The 16776-nt window shown below is 59.4% G+C and carries 20 protein-coding genes; 8 read left to right on the plus strand and 12 right to left on the minus strand.

The features are described 5' to 3' along the window. Positions 1–46: 46 nt before the first annotated feature. Positions 47–1066 carry a Gfo/Idh/MocA family oxidoreductase gene (locus tag AAAX75_RS01070; RefSeq protein ID WP_349090825.1) on the minus strand — a complete coding sequence of 340 codons (1020 nt, stop codon included), beginning with the start codon at positions 1064–1066 and terminating at the stop codon, positions 47–49. Positions 1067–1156: 90 nt separating this feature from the next. Beyond that, positions 1157–2347: an aldo/keto reductase gene (locus tag AAAX75_RS01075; protein WP_349090826.1), complete on the minus strand. Its 1191-nt coding sequence runs from the start codon at positions 2345–2347 to the stop codon at positions 1157–1159. Positions 2348–2674: 327 nt separating this feature from the next. On the opposite strand from AAAX75_RS01075, the gene AAAX75_RS01080 reads away from it, so the two are divergent. Further along, on the plus strand, positions 2675–3589 hold the full coding sequence (locus tag AAAX75_RS01080) for a ketopantoate reductase family protein (RefSeq protein ID WP_349090827.1): 915 nt from the start codon (positions 2675–2677) through the stop codon (positions 3587–3589). A 109-nt stretch (positions 3590–3698) separates the two neighbouring features. On the opposite strand, the gene AAAX75_RS01085 is transcribed toward AAAX75_RS01080, so the two are convergent. The 3 genes from AAAX75_RS01085 to AAAX75_RS01095 all read right to left on the minus strand — a co-directional run bounded on the left by AAAX75_RS01085 (position 3699) and on the right by AAAX75_RS01095 (position 6488). Continuing rightward, positions 3699–3905 (minus strand): hypothetical protein, encoded by a 207-nt coding sequence (locus AAAX75_RS01085; RefSeq protein ID WP_238022794.1) that lies wholly within the window; start codon positions 3903–3905, stop codon positions 3699–3701. A gap of 186 nt (positions 3906–4091) precedes the next feature. Further along, positions 4092–4865 (minus strand): hypothetical protein, encoded by a 774-nt coding sequence (locus AAAX75_RS01090; RefSeq protein ID WP_349090828.1) that lies wholly within the window; start codon positions 4863–4865, stop codon positions 4092–4094. Positions 4866–5177: 312 nt separating this feature from the next. Continuing rightward, a complete protein-coding gene (locus AAAX75_RS01095) occupies positions 5178–6488 on the minus strand; it encodes an O-acetylhomoserine aminocarboxypropyltransferase/cysteine synthase family protein (RefSeq protein WP_349090829.1) in 1311 nt (436 codons plus the stop codon). Positions 6489–6761: 273 nt separating this feature from the next. On the opposite strand from AAAX75_RS01095, the gene AAAX75_RS01100 reads away from it, so the two are divergent. The 5 genes from AAAX75_RS01100 to AAAX75_RS01120 all read left to right on the plus strand — a co-directional run bounded on the left by AAAX75_RS01100 (position 6762) and on the right by AAAX75_RS01120 (position 10284). Next, complete coding sequence (locus AAAX75_RS01100) at positions 6762–7664, plus strand: LysR family transcriptional regulator (RefSeq protein ID WP_152067913.1); 903 nt, start codon at positions 6762–6764, stop codon at positions 7662–7664. Positions 7665–7712: 48 nt separating this feature from the next. Beyond that, on the plus strand, positions 7713–8249 hold the full coding sequence (gene rnhA, locus AAAX75_RS01105; protein ID WP_349090830.1) for a ribonuclease HI: 537 nt from the start codon (positions 7713–7715) through the stop codon (positions 8247–8249). Between the two features lie 73 nt (positions 8250–8322). Beyond that, positions 8323–9429: a Gfo/Idh/MocA family oxidoreductase gene (locus tag AAAX75_RS01110; protein WP_349090831.1), complete on the plus strand. Its 1107-nt coding sequence runs from the start codon at positions 8323–8325 to the stop codon at positions 9427–9429. 2 nt (positions 9430–9431) lie between these two features. Then, positions 9432–9842 carry an acylphosphatase gene (locus AAAX75_RS01115; protein ID WP_022094408.1) on the plus strand — a complete coding sequence of 137 codons (411 nt, stop codon included), beginning with the start codon at positions 9432–9434 and terminating at the stop codon, positions 9840–9842. 61 nt (positions 9843–9903) lie between these two features. Next, the gene (locus AAAX75_RS01120) at positions 9904–10284 is read left to right on the plus strand and encodes a transcriptional repressor (protein WP_099431458.1); all 381 of its coding nucleotides are present in this window, start codon (positions 9904–9906) and stop codon (positions 10282–10284) included. A 77-nt stretch (positions 10285–10361) separates the two neighbouring features. Here the strand turns inward: AAAX75_RS01120 and AAAX75_RS01125 are convergent, their stop codons facing one another. From AAAX75_RS01125 to AAAX75_RS01135, 3 genes are all read right to left on the minus strand, one after another. Further along, complete coding sequence (locus tag AAAX75_RS01125) at positions 10362–11159, minus strand: HAD family hydrolase (protein WP_217107720.1); 798 nt, start codon at positions 11157–11159, stop codon at positions 10362–10364. Positions 11160–11240: 81 nt separating this feature from the next. Next, the gene (locus AAAX75_RS01130; RefSeq protein WP_022094405.1) at positions 11241–11819 is read right to left on the minus strand and encodes an urease accessory protein UreE; all 579 of its coding nucleotides are present in this window, start codon (positions 11817–11819) and stop codon (positions 11241–11243) included. Positions 11820–11822: 3 nt separating this feature from the next. Further along, entirely contained in the window at positions 11823–12251 is a 429-nt protein-coding gene (locus AAAX75_RS01135) for a peptidylprolyl isomerase (protein ID WP_055286916.1), read from the minus strand. Between the two features lie 120 nt (positions 12252–12371). Here AAAX75_RS01135 and AAAX75_RS01140 point away from each other — a divergent pair, with 120 nt between their 5' ends. Further along, positions 12372–13385: a membrane dipeptidase gene (locus AAAX75_RS01140; RefSeq protein ID WP_117640822.1), complete on the plus strand. Its 1014-nt coding sequence runs from the start codon at positions 12372–12374 to the stop codon at positions 13383–13385. Between the two features lie 74 nt (positions 13386–13459). Continuing rightward, positions 13460–14236 carry a SprT family zinc-dependent metalloprotease gene (locus AAAX75_RS01145; RefSeq protein ID WP_349090832.1) on the plus strand — a complete coding sequence of 259 codons (777 nt, stop codon included), beginning with the start codon at positions 13460–13462 and terminating at the stop codon, positions 14234–14236. A 6-nt stretch (positions 14237–14242) separates the two neighbouring features. Here AAAX75_RS01145 and folB read toward each other — a convergent pair whose 3' ends face one another. From folB to nrdG, 4 genes are all read right to left on the minus strand, one after another. Continuing rightward, positions 14243–14728 (minus strand): dihydroneopterin aldolase, encoded by a 486-nt coding sequence (gene folB / locus AAAX75_RS01150; protein WP_349090833.1) that lies wholly within the window; start codon positions 14726–14728, stop codon positions 14243–14245. Positions 14729–14771: 43 nt separating this feature from the next. After that, positions 14772–15353, minus strand: a complete 582-nt coding sequence (locus AAAX75_RS01155) for an HD domain-containing protein (RefSeq protein WP_349090834.1) — start codon at positions 15351–15353, stop codon at positions 14772–14774. Position 15354: 1 nt separating this feature from the next. Next, the gene (gene folE, locus AAAX75_RS01160) at positions 15355–15912 is read right to left on the minus strand and encodes a GTP cyclohydrolase I FolE (RefSeq protein ID WP_316366328.1); all 558 of its coding nucleotides are present in this window, start codon (positions 15910–15912) and stop codon (positions 15355–15357) included. 66 nt (positions 15913–15978) lie between these two features. Next, on the minus strand, positions 15979–16560 hold the full coding sequence (gene nrdG / locus AAAX75_RS01165; protein ID WP_349090835.1) for an anaerobic ribonucleoside-triphosphate reductase activating protein: 582 nt from the start codon (positions 16558–16560) through the stop codon (positions 15979–15981). Positions 16561–16776 lie beyond the last annotated feature (216 nt).

The raw sequence follows: 16776 nt of genomic DNA on the forward strand, positions 1-16776 counted from the left end.
ACCACGGGCGCCGGCGTCATGATCCCCTACGCGTCAGCGCCAAGTCCTAGAGGGCTAGACGGATTGCATCGATGATGTGCGCGCAGCGCTGCGTGGCGGCAAGGGGCATGACGGGACTCTCGAGTTTCCCCGCCTGAATGAGCTGCGTCGCATGCTGGATTTCGCCGTAGAAATCATCGATCTCAAACGGGGCATTTATTTCTAGCGTTCGACCGTCGGAATACTTCACATGAGCGCGCTCGGGGCGATGGAGACGCTCGATTTCCAACGAGCCCCGCTCACAGGCAATCGTTAAGCGGCTTTCATATGTTGCTTTGCCGTCGCACGCCATATGAATGGGTATACCGCCGACGCTCATATGGATCTCGTCGGCCCAATCGACGCGGCCGCCCGATACGTCACGCCAGCGAACTTCACGGGACGAAACCTCGCACGCGCCCGCGAGCAAATCCTCAAACCAACCAACCGCATAGCAGCCCATGTCATATAGACAGCCGCCCTGCAACGGATCAAGCAGATAGCCCGAAGGAGACTCGCCGTAATCGAGCTTTTGTACGCTTTCAATCGAGACAATACGGCCAAGCTCACCCGACGCAAGCAAGTCTTTCACGCGAGCGTGCATCGGGCAAAACCGATTCTTCATCGCCTCCATAAACAGCACGCCGCGCTCGCGAGAGGTGGAGGCAATCGAGAGAGCCTCTTCCTCACTCAAAACGGCCGGCTTTTCGCACAGCACGGCCTTTCCGGCGCGCAGCGCGCGACAGGCCCAACGCGTATGCATGCCATGCGGAAGAGCCAAGTAGATTGCGTCGACATCGGGGTCGGCAATCAGCGCATCATAAGCCACATCGCCGCTATCGTCAGCCGTGGCATAACTGTGCGCGGCATCAATCGAAAACGCCCTGCAAAACTCCTCAACATGCGAAGGAGTGCGGCCGGCAGCAGCCACAAGCCGTGCCCCGTCCACCTCCTTGAGCGACGATGCAAATCGATGCGAAATGTGTCCAGCGCCCAAAACGCCCCAACAAACCTCACGCAAATCATCACATGAATCCCGATGACCCACGACAGCCCCCTTCAGTTGCGGTGAAATAGTTCCTGTTTGGCCCCTATTCTGCCGCAAACAGGAACTATTCCACCGCAAGTTATAAAAGGGTCATGAGGAGCGCGTTTTGCCGAAGGCCTTAAGCACCGCCGTCACGGGGCCCGGCTGGAAGCGTCGGCGCACGTCATCGAGACGCTCGGGGATATCGATATGCTGCGGGCAGTGGCGCGTGCATTTGCCGCACTTGACGCAATTGCTCACCAGCTTGGCTTCGCTTGTGCGCACCGCGCTCGCCGTAAAGTATTGAGACAGCCCCGTAAACCAGCTGTGCGCGTAACTCGCGTTGTAAGCGGCAAAGCAGCCGGGAATGTTAATACCCTTGGGACATGGCATGCAGTAGCCGCATCCCGTGCAGGGCACACGGTTCGATTTCTCAAACTCCATCAACACGCGCGCAATCGTGTCGAGCTGGTTGGCCGTCATCGAATTCGGCAACGCGAGGTCTGCCAGTGACGAATTCTCGTCCACCTGCGCGGTATCGGTCATACCAGAAAGCAACATGGTCACCTGGGGATGATTCCACACCCACGAGAGCCCCCAAGCGGCAGGCGTATGCAAATGTCGATCGCATGCACCATCGAGAACAGCGCGCGCCCGCGGAGGCAATTTGCCTGCCAAGCGTCCGCCCAAAAGCGGCTCCATCACAAACACCGCGAGACCGCGCTCGGCGGCGGCCATGAGCCCCGCCGTTCCCGCCTGATATCGCTCTCCAGCGTAGTTGTACTGGATCTGGCAAAAGTCCCACTCATACGCATCGAGCATCGTAAGGAAGTCCGCCGCGCTGCCGTGGTACGAAAAGCCTATCTGACGAATACGCCCTGCAGCCTTTTGCTGCGCGATCCAGTCCTCGATGCCCAGCGCCACCACGCGCTCCCACTGCGCAGGCGAGGTGATGTTGTGCATAAGGTAATAGTCGATATGGTCGGTCTGCAGGCGGCGCAGCTGCTCGTCGAAAAACCGATCGAAATCCTCCGCGCATTTGCACGAAGCATGCGGCAGCTTGGTTGCGAGCAAAACCTGGTCGCGCAAGCCCAGGCGTTCAAGCGAAGCGCCCACGCAAGCCTCGTTGCCGGGATAGAGATAGGCCGTGTCCAGATAATTAATCCCCTGCTCCACCGCACGGGAGATGATGGCATCGGCCGTCTTCGCATCGGGATGTCCCGGCGCACCGGGAAACCTCATGCAGCCCAGACCCAGAGCGGATATTCGGTTACCACTTTTGGGGTCAACACGGTATTGCACGGCCCCTCCCTTCGCCATCAGCGCCCCGGCAAGGCGAAACACAATGGTCACGCAGCCGAAACATCGTGGAATCGCAATCGAGAACGTATCGTAACGCAGCAGAAATCGAGCCGTCACGGCACCGCTTTAACATCAGCAAAAAGCCCGATGAAAGGAGTCGCCCATGCCCACGCGCATGTCTTTGCGGTCTGCCCTGTGGCATAAGCGCACAGCGCAATAGTTTCTTTTTTATAACAGCCGCCCCGCGCACCCACCAATCACCCTGGCAGCATACAATCCATCAGGCGCCCCTTACGCGGGCGCCTTTTACATGGGGAGATGATTCACATGCAGATCAACAAGGTCGCCTTTATCGGCAAGGGCGGCGTCGGCCTGCTCTACGGCAGCATGATCGCCCGGGCGCTCGGCAACGACGCCGTCGAATACGTCATGGATGATGCCCGTTTTGAGCGTCATGCGAACGACGCGCTCACCGTCAACGGCAAGCCCTGCGATCTCACGTCCGTCCGTGCCAGCGAGGCGACGCCCGCCGATCTGGTCATCCTGACAGTCAAGACCACCGGTCTCGACCAAGCACTCAAGACTATGGAGCGCGTCGTGGGACCCAACACGCTCATCGCCTCGCTGTGCAACGGCATTACGAGCGAGCAAAAGATTGCCGAACGCTTTGGCTGGGAGCATACCGTTCTTGGTATCTGCCAGGGCATGGACGCCGTGTTTCTCAACGGCGCGCTCACCTTTACCAATGCGGGCGAAATCCGCTTTGGCGCGGCGGCCGGCACGAACCCCGCAACCATCACCGCGATCGACGAGCTCTATACGCGCTGCGGCATCGCCCATACCGTCGAGGACGACATCGCCCACCGCATGTGGGCCAAACTCATGCTCAACGACGGCATCAACCAGACCTGCATGGCCTACGGCGGGACCTACGGAAGCGCCACGGAGCCGGGCTCCGAGCAGCGTCACTGCTTTGTTTCCGCCATGCGCGAAACGCTTGCGGTCGCCAACGCCGAGGGCGTTGAACTGACCGAGGCAGACCTGACGCAAATGGTGCACCTCATCGAGGGAATCGACCCCGCCGGTATGCCCTCGATGGCTCAAGACCGCATCGCAAGGCGCAAAACCGAGGTTGATGAGTTCGCGGGCACCATCTGCCGCCTCGCAACCAAACACGATATCCAGGCACCGCAAAACGAGTGGCTCTATCGGCGCATCCGCGATATCGAGAAAAGCTGGTAGCGCCGACGCGCCGCATTCAACAGCCTTAACAGCAAAACCGCCGCAAGGGAACCTTTCCCCTGCGGCGGCCTTCATCTTCGTCTATGACCGGCGGCCGATCTCACAACAGTTAGCGTTGCGACCCCGGCACCTCGTCCTCATCGTCGCGGCAAAGAACCACGCCTGCGCTTCCCAGCAGCGTGGCCGCGATCAGCGCGCCGACCACGATAGGAGCAGCCCCGCATGTCCCCTGCATGCCCGCGACGAGCGCGGCCGTGGGACCAAGGCAGCCAAGCATCAACGCGACGGCGGCAACGGCAATATCTCGAGCATTCACAAGACCACTTCCTCCAAGAGAAAGACCTTATTTCTCAAGAACCAGTGTGCCCCGCATCCATACGCCCAGCGTACCGCCACGGTAAGGGCTCTGTTAACTCAAACGCATACATAGAACGGACGTCCTTACGTTGCCCTAAAGCTCGGTAAAGACGCCCGTCCGCCAAATATCCGTGATGCAGAAAATTTACCAACCGGTGTAGTAGTCGGTGGTTCCGGCAGCGCAGCCGGAGTCATAGACCTTGCAATCACCCTTGGAGCCCGTAAAGGTCGAGCCCTGGGCCATATCGCCCGCGGCAACAACGTAATAGCCGTCGGAATCGCGCCAGAAGCCCTCAGAATCCTGAGTCCATTCGCCCGTGCGATAGTGATAAAGCACATTGCTGCTGTAATAGGTCTCGCGGCGCCCGTTGTAGTTATTGACACCCGCAGAGCGCGTCAGGCCCGATCCGTTCGCGTAGGACGCGGCAGACGCGTAGGACGGAGTGTAACCGGCGTTGTAGTACGAAGCCTGGGCGACCTCGGCAGCCTCCGCCTCGGCGGCAGCCTCGAGCGCTTCGCGCTTGGCGTCCTCAAGCGCAGTGCGCAGCTCATCGAGCTCGGTCGACTTGGCGTCGACCTCCCCCATCGTCAACAAGCTACCCGCACCGTCGATGCAACCCTGCAACACAGCGCGCTCGTCATCGGTAGCATAGTCGCCATACATATTCATAATGATCTGAGCACGCATCTCAAGGGAATCGCGCTTGGCCTCCATCGAGGCGTTCCACTCCTGCATGGAACCATAACCATCGCCGCGATAGTCAACGGGCTGCACCAGCGTCGTCTCGGACGGCGTAGACCCAACCGTATCGGACAGTGTTGCGGCGTGGGCATCAGTTGCACCGGTGCCCGCCAAAAGTGCCACGGTCAGAGCGGCGGAAAGGGCGGCGGCTTTCGGTTTTCGTGAATCGATCCTCATGTAGCTGGAAACCTCCGTAGTGCGTTTTTGCTGCGTTTGAGCTGCGTGTGATTCGATCGCGCTGCATAGTACCCCGAGCAAATCGCGACCTGCGGTTTTACTCAAAAGTCGCACGTCAATTGCGTAAAACTCACATCCTCTCAACAGGAGTTTTCCACAACTCGAATGCATAAAGCGTGTCAAAAACCCTGTTTTTGCGCCCTCTCTATGCAAAAAAGGCGCCTGTGCAACCATTGTTCGCACAGGCGCCTTGAGCAGGCATTTTATGCAGTTATACCTATCGAGTCGCAAGGGGTCCTTGCACAAGTCGCCTTACTCGTCCAGCGCGGCGAAAGCCTGCTTCAGATCCCAAATGATATCCTCGGCGTTCTCGGTACCGATGGAAAGACGGATCGTGGAGGGCGTGATGTTCTGCTCGGCGAGCTCCTCGGCAGAGAGCTGGGAGTGCGTGGTGGTAGCCGGGTGCACGACGAGCGACTTGACGTCGGCCACGTTGGCGAGCAGTGAGAAGACCTGCAGATGATCGATGAACTTCCAAGCTGCCTCCTGGCCACCCTTAATCTCAAAGGTAAAGATCGAGGCACCACCGTTGGGGAAATATTGCTTGTAGAGCTCATGGTCGGGGTGCTCAGGCAGGCTCGGGTGGTTCACCTTGGCAACATGGCTGTCACCGGTCAGGAACTCAACGACCTTCTTGGTGTTCTCGACATGACGGTCAACGCGCAGCGACAGAGTCTCGGTGCCCTGGAGCAGGACCCAGGCGTTGAACGGGCTGATGCAGGCGCCCTCGTCACGCAGCAGGATAGCGCGGACATAGGTTGCGAAGGCGGCGGGACCGGCAGCCTCGGCAAACGAGACGCCGTGGTAGGAGGGGTTGGGCTCAGCGATCTGGGCGTACTTTCCGCTCGCCTTCCAATCGAAGTTACCGCCGTCAACGATCACGCCGCCCAGCGAGGTGCCGTGGCCGCCGATGAACTTGGTTGCGGAGTGGACGACGATGTTGGCACCATGCTCCAGCGGGCGGAACAGATACGGGGTGCCGAAAGTGTTGTCGACGACAACCGGCAGACCGTGCTTCTTGGCGATCTCGGAGATGGCGTCGATGTTGGGGATGTCGGAGTTGGGGTTGCCGAGCGTCTCTAGATAGATGACCGTGGTGTTGTCCTTGATGGCGCCCTCAACCTCGTCCAGGTTATGAGCGTCGACAAACGTGGTCTCGACGCCAAACTGGGAGAGCGTATGCTCCAGCAGGTTGTAGGAGCCACCGTAGATGGTCTTCTGGGCAACCACGTGGTCACCGGCCTGAGCAAGAGCCTGCAGGGTATAGGTGATGGCAGCAGCACCGGAGGCGACGGCGAGACCTGCCACGCCACCCTCGAGTGCGGCGATACGGTCCTCGAAGACGCCCTGGGTGGAGTTGGTCAGACGGCCGTAGATGTTACCAGCATCGGCAAGACCAAAGCGGTCGGCGGCATGCTGGGAGTTGCGGAACACATAGCTCGTGGTCTGGTAGATAGGCACGGCGCGGGAGTCGGATGCGGGATCGGCGCTCTCCTGGCCAACGTGAAGCTGCAGGGTATCGAAACCAAAGGTGTGCTCGGGGTTGTTGATGAACTGGCTCATGATGATCTCCTTGATCGAACAAAAATAAATAAATAAGAGAGAAGTAAGTCGCTGTCTCCTGATCACGCCGACGGGCGCAAACAGGAGCCCGGCATTCGTCTTGGTAAGCAATTCATATGCGGGCCTCCTTTCGCATCCCGGTTCCGTGGTCGGTTTAATTACCTATCGCCTTTGTGTGTTTTGAATAGTACGAGCATTGTTTCGCTCGGTCAATCACTTAAAAGCGCTAACCTGTTATCGGTTTTATAGATAACGCTCGAAAGGACGGCGCCGATGACCCTCCAGCAGCTTCGTTTTCTGATCGCCGTGGCAGAGTCCGGCTCAATCAACGCCGCAGCTCAGCGCCTCTATACCGCTCAGTCCAACATCTCAAACGCCGTCAAAAGCCTGGAGCAGGAACTCCACCTGGAGATCTTCACGCGCTCCAGCCGCGGCGTCACGCTCACCAACGACGGCACCGAGCTTTTGGGCTATGCGCGCCAGGTCGTAGAGCAGGCCGACATGCTCGAGGCGCGCTACGAGGACGGCGGCACCCCGCAAGCCCGCCTCGCCATTTCCGCCCAGCACTACGCCTTTTCGGTCGAGGCCTTTGTCAACGTGGTCGAGCGCTGCCGCGACAGCAAGTTCGAGTTCATCATGCGCGAGACCACCACATCGCAGATCATCGATGACGTCCGCGCATTTCGCAGCGATATCGGCATTCTGTATCTGGATGACTTTAACGCCCGCGTTCTGCAGAAAGCCTTCGCCGATGCCCGCGCAAGCTTCCATCCCCTCTTCGACGCGACGGTCCACGTCTTCGTTAGCGAGCGCCACCCGCTCGCACGCCGCCCTCAGCTGTCCCTTGCCGACCTTACACCCTATACGCGCTACAGCTTTGAGCAAGGCACCTCGAACTCCTTCTATTACGCCGAGGAACCTTTTAGCTATATCCCTTGCGACCGCAACATACGAATCTCGGACCGCGGAACACTTACTAACTTACTTATCACGTCGAACGGTTACACCCTGTCGACCGGTGTCCTCTCCAATGAAATGCAATGGGGTATGGCATCGATCCCGTTAGCTGACGCCCCAACGATGCACGTAGGCTATATCATGCACAACGAGCGCAAGCCCTCTTCCCTCTTGCAGCAATACCTCGACGAGCTCAACCGCATCATCCATGCCAACTAACTGTCGGAAGACGGGATAGAAATCGTAGATTGCTAGCCCCCGGCGGGCATGGCGCTACAATGGTCACTCACACGAAACGTACCCAACGAAAGGAAGCCCGTGAAGGTCATCATCTATACCGACGGCTCGGCCCGATCAAATCCGGGACGCGGCGGCTACGGCGCCGTGCTCAAATACACCAACCCCGCCGGCAAGACCTTCACCTCCGAGCTTTCGCGCGGTTACGCCAAGACCACCAACAACCGCATGGAGCTCATGGCCGTTATCGTGGCGCTCGAGGCACTCAACCGCCCTTGCGAGGTCGAAGTCCATTCCGACTCGCAGTACGTCGTCAACGCTTTCAATAAACATTGGATCGACGGCTGGAAAAAACGCGGATGGAAAACTGCCAACAAGCAGCCCGTCAAGAACCGTGACCTGTGGGAGCGCCTGCTTGCCGCAAGGAGCAAGCATAAGGTGGAGTTCATCTGGGTTAAGGGCCACGCCGGCCACGAGCTCAACGAGCGCTGCGATGAGCTCGCCACCACGGCGGCCGACGGCAGTAACCTCGATATCGACACCGGCTTTAACGAGAGCGACCTGTAACGGCGTTTTCGCACGCTTTTGTGTCCTCCCGCGCTACACTCGTCCTGTAGGCCAAACAACGCAAGGGGGACACATGCTGCGTATCGCAACCATCGGCACGTCCATGATCACCGACGACTTTATTCAGGTCGTCAATGCCAACGACCAGGCCGTATTCGTAGGCACGCTCTCGCGCAATGCCGAGCGCGGCGCCGCCTTTACTGCCGAGCACGGCGGCGAGCGAAACTTTACGTCACTCGATGAGCTTGCGGCAGCCGCCGGCGTCGATGCCGTCTACATCGGCAGCCCCAATGCGCTCCATTACGAGCAGGCGCTCGCCTGCATCGCCGGTGGCAAGCACGTCATCGTCGAGAAACCCTTCTGCGCCACCGAAGCACAGGCGCTGGAAGTCTTCCGCGCAGCCGAGGCAGCAGGTGTCGTGGCCCTCGAGGCCATGCGTCCCCTCCACGATCCCGCCTTCCACGCCATCGAGGACGCCCTGGGCGAGATCGCCCCCATCCGCCGCGCCTCATTGCGCTTTGGCAAGTATTCCTCGCGCTACAACGAGATTCTCGCGGGACGCGCCACCAATATCTTCGACTGCAATATGGCATCGGGTTCCCTCATGGACATTGGCGTCTACGCCGTCGAGCCCATGGTCGAGATTTTCGGCATGCCCTCCGGCCTTACGAGCATGACTACTCTGCTCGACCCCACCACGCGACAGCTCACGCACGGCCCCATCGACGGCTGCGGTTCCATCCTCGCCAGCTATGGCGGAGGCCGCATCTCCGTCGAGCTCGCGCACTCCAAAATTACGAATGACCTGCTGCCCTCGCAGATCGAAGGCGAGCGTGGCACTATCCAGATTGACCATCTGTCAACGCCCCGCAACGTCCGCATCGACTATCGCGGCGACGTCGTACGCGGCTCGGCGACCGAGGCGCCGCGCGAACAGGGCGACAACGGCCGCGTGCTCGACCTGCCCAAATCGAGCAACACCATGGAATACGAACTCACAGACTTTATCACCGCCATCGGCGGCATCGATAACGTTAAGGAAGAGATTTGGGAGACCCCGGCGGGACGCCACGAGCTTGGCCACTACCGCGATGTCACGCTCGTCTCACTGCGCATCATGGATGCCGTGCGTCAGCAGGCCGGCATAACCTTCCCGGCCGACGCAGGCAAGCAGGCATAGCGATGGGCCTCTTCGATACGTTCTTCTCCAGCGTCACCGGCGGCAGTCGAGAGCCTCAAAAACCGTCAAACGTCGAGCTCGAGCTGCGCCGCAGGCTTACCGTGCTTGCAAGCGACGAGGCCACTCAAGACACTCCCCTGCGTTATTTCCTGCGCTGGGCGGGGCAAGTCCAAGGCGTTGGTTTTCGCTTTACCAACACCAACCTCGCGCAGGCACGCGCACTCACCGGCTGGGTGCGTAACATGGAAGACGGCTCAGTCGAGATGGAGATACAGGGAGCTCCGGCAGACATCCTATCTCATCTCGAGGCACTTCATGCCTCCTACGAGCGCATGGGAACGCGTTTTCGCCTTGTAGATGCCCAGGCCCGAGCCCCACTTGCCAATGAAGACGGTTTCAGTCCTCATTATTAGTATTGTGTGCTAAATACGGTATCATTTACCTACGACCGTTGATAGAAAAGAGGCGAGGCGCATGGCGGTGCAAAGAAGGAATACCAAGCAGCGAAAGCTGGTTCTTGACGCCGTGCGCCAAAGCTACAACCATCCCACCGCCGACGAAATCTACAACGTCGTGCGCGCGCAGGATGACAAAATCAGCCGCGGTACGGTCTACCGCAACCTCAATCTCTTGGCCGACGCCGGCGAGATCCTCTCCATCAAGACGCCGGGCGGCAGCCGCTTCGATCGCACGATCGAGCCGCACGCACATATCATCTGCACCTCATGCAGCCGCGTCATCGACGTACCGCTCCCCTTCGATGCCCAGCTCGACGCCAAAGCGTCCGAGCAAATCGGCTGGCACGTCACGTCGCACTACACCATCTTCGAGGGTCTCTGCCCCGACTGCCGGTAGATGTTTGGAACATGCCTTAAAATCCACCTTTCCGCACTTTGCAGCAAAAAGTAGATTCCTAGACATGTCCCAAATGTCTACTCAGCAAGTAGACGACGCAGCTCTTCTTCGACCGTGCGCACGTAGCGGACGCGGTCGTTAATGCCACGCATAGAGGGGTTGCAGCTCTCCATCAGATAGGGATGGCCCACGACGTTGAGCATGTCGCGATCGTTCTCATTGTCGCCAAACGCCATCATCTCATCGGGCGAAATACCCAGGGCACGACCGTAATCGGCAAGCGCGGAGCCCTTGCCCGAACCGAAACCGATAAAGTCCGTCCATTCGGTTCCCGACGTCATCACGTCAACACGGTCGCTAAAGAGGCGCTCAAAATACTCCAGGGCCGCCGGCTGATCCACCTCGGGCGTCTGGAAGGCAATCTTAATGACGTCCTCGTCGATGTCCTCGGGGCGGGCGACCACCGCCACATCGCAGTGGACCTCATAGCGCAAATGATCGACGAACGCATCGTTGCCGCTCATGGTGTAGAGGTGTCCCTCACACGAAAGGGTCACGTCGGCATGGGGATACGCAACCACGGCATTCGCGATATCCATAGCAAGGCTACGCTCCATGGAACGCTTGACAACGGCACGTCCCTCGCTCATCACCAGGGCTCCGTTTTCGCATACATAGGCGAGCTCATCGGCCACCGGGGCAAACAGATAGCGCAAGCTCGCATATTGACGGCCGCTCGCCGGCATAAACACGATACCGCGACGATGCAGCTCATCGATGAGCTCAAAGGCCTCGGAACGCGGCTCGCGCTCCCCCGGATGCAGCAACGTGCCGTCCAAATCGCATGCAATCAGCTTGATTCCTTCAAGACCCATATGCTCTCCCACAGCATCTCATCAACAGAAAGGCGGACTTTGAATAGTTGTCTCTCAAAGTCCGCCTTACTTATACGCACGTTAACCGCGCGCCTTCTTTACGATCGTAAAGTCTGGTGCCATACTCACAACGGCATCCGCCGCACTCGACGCAAAGCGCCGGTCCGAATCGAGTTCACGGGTAACCGTCGAGAGCCGAACGCCCTCGACGCCCCGGAGCATGCGGCCCAAAACAGGCTGCACCGGCGTATACATGCGCACGGTATACTCGTCCGAATCGCCTCGAAAAAGCGGCGCATGCATATTGCCGATCTCCCAGCACGCATGCGCGAGCGCAATCGGGTCCATGCGGTCAACTTCGACCAAATAAACCTCGGCGCTGCGCAGGCGCACGACAACCGCCACGGGCACCACGCCCGAACGGTCGACGGCGAGCACGTCGCCGTCGACAAAACGACCGCCGTCGGCAGTATCCAGCCGAACATCGACCGTGCGCCCCAGCTCCGTCACGCCCACAAACGCGCATACATCAGCCTGGTCCCAATCGAGCAGTAGCTCGTCAACTTCAAAGACGCCGCCCAGCTTCCGGCGAAGCAGAAGTTCATAGGACGGATCGTTGAGATTTCCCAAGCATGTCGTCGAAACCAAGCGCTCAGGCATGCTCTAACCCTCGACCTCGACGAGCTCGATATCAAAGTTGAGGTCCTTGCCGGCAAGCTCGTGGTTGGCATCGAGCGTCACAGCCTCGGGCGTTACGTCGATGACGACGGCGGGGACAGGCATGCCGCTCGGCGTGGACAGGAAGAGCTTCATGCCCTTCTCGATCTGCTCGATGTTGGGAACCTGCTCGGCCGGGAAGGTAATAACCATCTCGGGATTGTGCTCGCCGTAGGCATCGGCAGCAGGAATGTGCACGGTCTTCTTCTCGCCCACCTGCATGTCGACAACAGCGGCGTCGAAGCCCTTGATCATCTGACCGGCGCCGCAGGTGAACTCCAGCGGCTCGCCGCGATCGTAGGAGCTATCGAACTGCGTGCCGTCGTCGAGCGTGCCGCGATAATGAGTCTTGACCTTCTTGCCCTGGTTGGACATGGGAACCTCCGTGATAAGGGCGGCGCACAACGCGGGCCGCCGTGAACATATGGCGCTAACTATACCCTAGTCATACAATTCAATGACAGTTTGCAAAGAAACGCTGCAACCGGAGGAACCATGGCATATCCCGTATTTGACCTACACTGCGACACCGCCGACCGCATCGGCTGGGCCACGCTCGATCTCGACCTGCGCTTTACCGCCGGCACCGACGGTTATTTCCCCGGCGACGAAACGCATCCGCAAGATTTCGACCTCATCGAGGGCAACGCCTGCGCCATCTCGCTCGCAAAGATCGGCAACACGCCATGGGCACAGTGCTTCGCCACGTTTGTCCCCGATGAGATTCCCACCGCCCACGCCGCGCGCTTCCAGGCGCAGATCATGGCGCATATGAGCGGCCAGGCAATGCTCAACCACGACCGCATGGTCAACGTACGCAGCGCGGCAGACATTCGCCCCGCGCTCAAAGACGGCAAGGTCGCCTGCATCCACACCATCGAAAACGCCACGTTCTTTGCCGAGGACCCCGCGCTGATCGAGGTGCTCAAGAGCTTGGGCGTACTCATGTCATCGCTCAGCTGGAATGCGCAGGGACCGCTCGCGAGCGGACACGATACCCACGCCGGCCTCACCGCCGCCGGCATCGAGGCACTTACGCAGATGGAGCACGCCGGCATGGTGCTTGACGTCTCCCACCTCAACGATGAGTGCTTTGACGAGGTTGTCGCCCACGCCACACGTCCCTTCGTCGCCAGCCACTCCAACTCCCGTGCAGTTTGCGGCGTTAAGCGCAACCTCACCGACGACCAGTTCCGCACCATTCGCGACATGGGCGGTATCGTCGGCCTCAACTACTGCAGCGAGTTCCTTTCCAACGACGCAACCGACAAGACAGCCGCAGACGTCACCTTCGACCAGCTGGCGGCACATATCGAGCACTGGCTCGACCTGGGCGGCGAGGACGTCATCGCGCTCGGCGGCGACTGGGACGGTGCCACGGTGCCCGCCTTCCTCTCCGATGCCAGCAAGATGCCCGAGTTCCAGAACATGCTCTCCAAGCACTTTGGCAAGACCGTGATGCAGAAGCTCTGCAGCGATAATGCCCTTGCCTTCTTTGAGCGTTATTAATTTCACATCCCCTGAGCGGGCCGGCATGCCGAACGGTCGACATGCCGGCCCGTCCCCAATCTGAAGGACCACTTTTGACGCAGCAATTTACGCTTTTCCTACCCCAACCGGATGGGACTCCCATCCCCGTCGTCGTTACCAAAAAGCGCGTCAAAAACTTCAACCTGCGCGTCACATCGAGCGGTGAGGTCCACGCCAGCGCACCGCTCGGCGCCAGCCGCGAGCGTATCGAAGCGTTTGTGAAGCGCAACAGCACCTGGATTATCGGTCGACTTGCCCAGCGCGAGCAACGTCAGGCGACGGCACGAGAGCCGCTCAGCCCCTCGTCCATCATTGCACTTTGGGGCAAGCCCATCACGGTACAAGATGCGCTCGATCACAACTTTGCGTCACCCGCACCGCGGCCCAAGCAGGCCACCTTCGCAAGTTTTATAGGTGCCGACAAATCGAACGAACGCCCACAGGCCAAGCGGCGCGCAACCCTCGACGGCCTGACGCCCGATGAGCTCCAGACCCGCATCGACCAACTCTATGCATCCGAGGTCACCACGGCGCTGCGCGATATGGTGCGCGCGTACGAAATCGCAATGGGTGTCGCCGTTTCCCGCGTTTCCGTACGTAGCATGAAAACGCGTTGGGGCTCATGCACGCCCAAATCCGGCGCCATTCGCATCGCACGCGAACTTGCCGCCTATCCCATCGAGTGTCTCGACATGGTTGTCGCCCACGAGCTCGTCCATCTGCTCGAGCCAAGCCACAATCAGCGGTTTCACGCCCTGCTCGACACGTACTGCCCCAACAATAGAGCTCTGTCGCAGCGGCTCAAGCAGCCACCCCTCAACAAGCTCTAGCGTCGACTAGCGCACGCGCTCGATCTCGACGCCGCAGCTTGCCAGGGGAAGACCGACGGGAGCCCAAGGCTTATCGAGCTTTATGCGCACACCAAGCAGCGAGGGATAACGACGCAGCAGCATCTGGGCTGTCCCCTCGGCTGCAGCCTCGATGAGCTTAAACGTATGCTCGCGCAGATATCCGTCGACATCGTGACACACCGAGCCGTAATCAATCGAGGCATCCAGGTTGTCGTGCTCCCCTGCCGCGCGCAGGTCGGCATAGAGCACCAGGGACACGATGAACTTCTGGCCAAGGGCGTTCTCTTCGGGATACACACCGTGGTTGGCAAAGACCTCGAGACCGTCGATAGTAATGCGGTCGGCATGGCGCAGGTCGTCATAGCTCACGTGGGGCACCGCCGTTGCGGTGGATATTTCGCCCCTTCCACGGCGGGCGAGCTCGGCGCCTTCAGTCTTGGTTGCATTCTCGGGCAGTTTCTTGTTACTCATCGCGATCGTCTCCTTCGTTTAGAACCCCGACCGCGTAAACTAACTACACGCGAATCGACAGGTTCTTTTTATCATCGCTCCAGTTGCAAGCATTGCGCGCGGGGCATGCAAAGCAGGCGCGCGACGCTTTGTCGGCTGCATAGAGCAGACGCTCGAGCGGCTGGCTGTTCACGCGCAGCTTTCGATGGCCCAGAATGGCCGTCTTAATGGCCGCGGCATCGGCCAGCTCAAACGCTACGTCATCGGGCATGCCGCCGAGAATCGCATCAGCGACGCGTTCGCTTGCAACATCATGGGATATACCCGATTCATACTGTTCATCTTTGCCGATATCGTGAAGAAGTGCCGTGGCGTAAATGACCTCGCGGTCAAACTCGAGATCTTCCTCGAGATTCTTGATCCACATAATGCGAGCGACATCGAGCAGATGGTCGATACCGTGGCGGCAGAAGATGCGCCCCGATTCCAGCTGAGCAATGTTGCCCAGGTGGCGCCGGAACAGGCCGTTGGCACAGATGTAATCGATACGAGGCATGACGCCAAAAGGTGCCAGGCCCGAAGCCATAAAACCGCGACGCGGCGTCCCCTCATCGGTCTTCGATGTAAAGTCGTTGACGACCCTCATGCTAACGGCCCAGCATCCTAAAGAACCGATCCTCGAGCGCGGGATCAGTCTCAAAGACGCCGCGGCGAGCGAGCGTCACGGTCTTGGTGCCGGGCTTTTGCACGCCGCGCATCGTCATGCACATGTGCTCGGCTTCCATCAGCACAATCGCCCCTTGGGGAGCGAGATACTCCATGAGGGCATCGGCAACCTGTGCACACAGCTGCTCCTGCAGCTGCAGACGACGGGCATAGACCTCAACCGTGCGGGCAAGCTTAGAAAGCCCTGCGACACGGCCGTTGGGGATATAGCCAATGGCGGCCTTGCCGTAAAACGGCAGCAGATGATGCTCGCACAGCGAGTAAAACGTAATGTCGCGCTCGATAACCAAATCGTTCGAAGCGACGGCAAAGGTTTTAGACAGGTGCTCCTCGGCACTCTGGTCCATACCGCCGGCGATCTCACCATACATACGGGCAACGCGCGCCGGGGTCTCCAGCAGGCCCTCACGAGTTGGGTCCTCGCCTATGCCCTCAAGCAACAGCTTAATGGCGGCCTCGACTTTTTCCTGATCGACCATCTGGGCCTCACTTTTCCGATTTTGCGTTCGCGCTATGGTACCACGCCCTTTGGCATCGGCCACAAGCTACATAGTATGGGTCGAATAGACCGGATCGTCCCGCCAAAGCTCCACGGCGTCGCAAAGCGCAACGCCCTCGCGCACAGCACGGGCGCGCGTGGCGTTCATATCAATCATGCGCTGATTGCTCGAGCCCCTAAAGCGCAATGAGATATCGTACAGATCCTGAACGAACGGGCCGTCCACCAACATGTCGAGGCAGGCCAGGATACGGTTCGTCACCTCGGTATGATGACGGCCACCCGGCATAAGCTCCTCGAGCACGTCGCCGGTAAAGCACCAAATGGTCTTGCCCGACCCCGCGGGATAGGCCGCACGCACGCGTTCGATAAAGTCAACAAGCCCCACCTGATTCTCGGGCTCCATAGGCTCGCCGCCCAGAATCGTCAGGCCATCGATAAAGGGATGGTCGAGACTCTCGATAATCTTGTCCTCGACGGCGCGATCGAACGGCTCGCCCGCAGCAAAGTCCCACGCGACGGAGTTAAAGCAATTCTTGCACCCGCGACGGCACCCGCTCACAAACAGAGAAGTACGAACGCCTTCCCCATCAGCAATGTCGAAATACTTAATGTTCGCGTAGTTCATAGGTAACTCTCCCGGGAGGCCGGGACATATCATCCCGTCCTCAAACATTCTCGGCCTTCGGCCTGCGAAACTGCGGGCGGGACGATATGTCCCGGCCTCATGCAAAGGGTAACTCAATGAACGAAGCGAACATCGAGTATAGGGTTCGAGGTCCAATAAAAACCTTGTTGCAGCTCAACCGCCATCGCAAGCAAAGCGTTGTTGCAAGTCAACTCA

The sequence above is a fragment of the Collinsella sp. CLA-ER-H7 genome, assembly GCF_040092345.1.
GTDB lineage: Bacteria > Actinomycetota > Coriobacteriia > Coriobacteriales > Coriobacteriaceae > Collinsella.

Bases quoted from the DNA above. Each gene is read 5' to 3' on its own strand.
- AAAX75_RS01080 (WP_349090827.1), top strand. From the start codon at position 2,675: ATGCAGATCAACAAGGTCGCCTTTATCGGCAAGGGCGGCGTCGGCCTG.
- AAAX75_RS01090 (WP_349090828.1), bottom strand. From the start codon at position 4,865: ATGAGGATCGATTCACGAAAACCGAAAGCCGCCGCCCTTTCCGCCGCT.
- AAAX75_RS01095 (WP_349090829.1), bottom strand. From the start codon at position 6,488: ATGAGCCAGTTCATCAACAACCCCGAGCACACCTTTGGTTTCGATACC.
- AAAX75_RS01100 (WP_152067913.1), top strand. From the start codon at position 6,762: ATGACCCTCCAGCAGCTTCGTTTTCTGATCGCCGTGGCAGAGTCCGGC.
- rnhA (WP_349090830.1), top strand. From the start codon at position 7,713: ATGGCGCTACAATGGTCACTCACACGAAACGTACCCAACGAAAGGAAG.
- AAAX75_RS01110 (WP_349090831.1), top strand. From the start codon at position 8,323: ATGCTGCGTATCGCAACCATCGGCACGTCCATGATCACCGACGACTTT.
- AAAX75_RS01115 (WP_022094408.1), top strand. From the start codon at position 9,432: ATGGGCCTCTTCGATACGTTCTTCTCCAGCGTCACCGGCGGCAGTCGA.
- AAAX75_RS01120 (WP_099431458.1), top strand. From the start codon at position 9,904: ATGGCGGTGCAAAGAAGGAATACCAAGCAGCGAAAGCTGGTTCTTGAC.
- AAAX75_RS01125 (WP_217107720.1), bottom strand. From the start codon at position 11,159: ATGGGTCTTGAAGGAATCAAGCTGATTGCATGCGATTTGGACGGCACG.
- AAAX75_RS01130 (WP_022094405.1), bottom strand. From the start codon at position 11,819: ATGCCTGAGCGCTTGGTTTCGACGACATGCTTGGGAAATCTCAACGAT.
- AAAX75_RS01135 (WP_055286916.1), bottom strand. From the start codon at position 12,251: ATGTCCAACCAGGGCAAGAAGGTCAAGACTCATTATCGCGGCACGCTC.
- AAAX75_RS01140 (WP_117640822.1), top strand. From the start codon at position 12,372: ATGGCATATCCCGTATTTGACCTACACTGCGACACCGCCGACCGCATC.
- folB (WP_349090833.1), bottom strand. From the start codon at position 14,728: ATGAGTAACAAGAAACTGCCCGAGAATGCAACCAAGACTGAAGGCGCC.
- AAAX75_RS01155 (WP_349090834.1), bottom strand. From the start codon at position 15,353: ATGAGGGTCGTCAACGACTTTACATCGAAGACCGATGAGGGGACGCCG.
- folE (WP_316366328.1), bottom strand. From the start codon at position 15,912: ATGGTCGATCAGGAAAAAGTCGAGGCCGCCATTAAGCTGTTGCTTGAG.
- nrdG (WP_349090835.1), bottom strand. From the start codon at position 16,560: ATGAACTACGCGAACATTAAGTATTTCGACATTGCTGATGGGGAAGGC.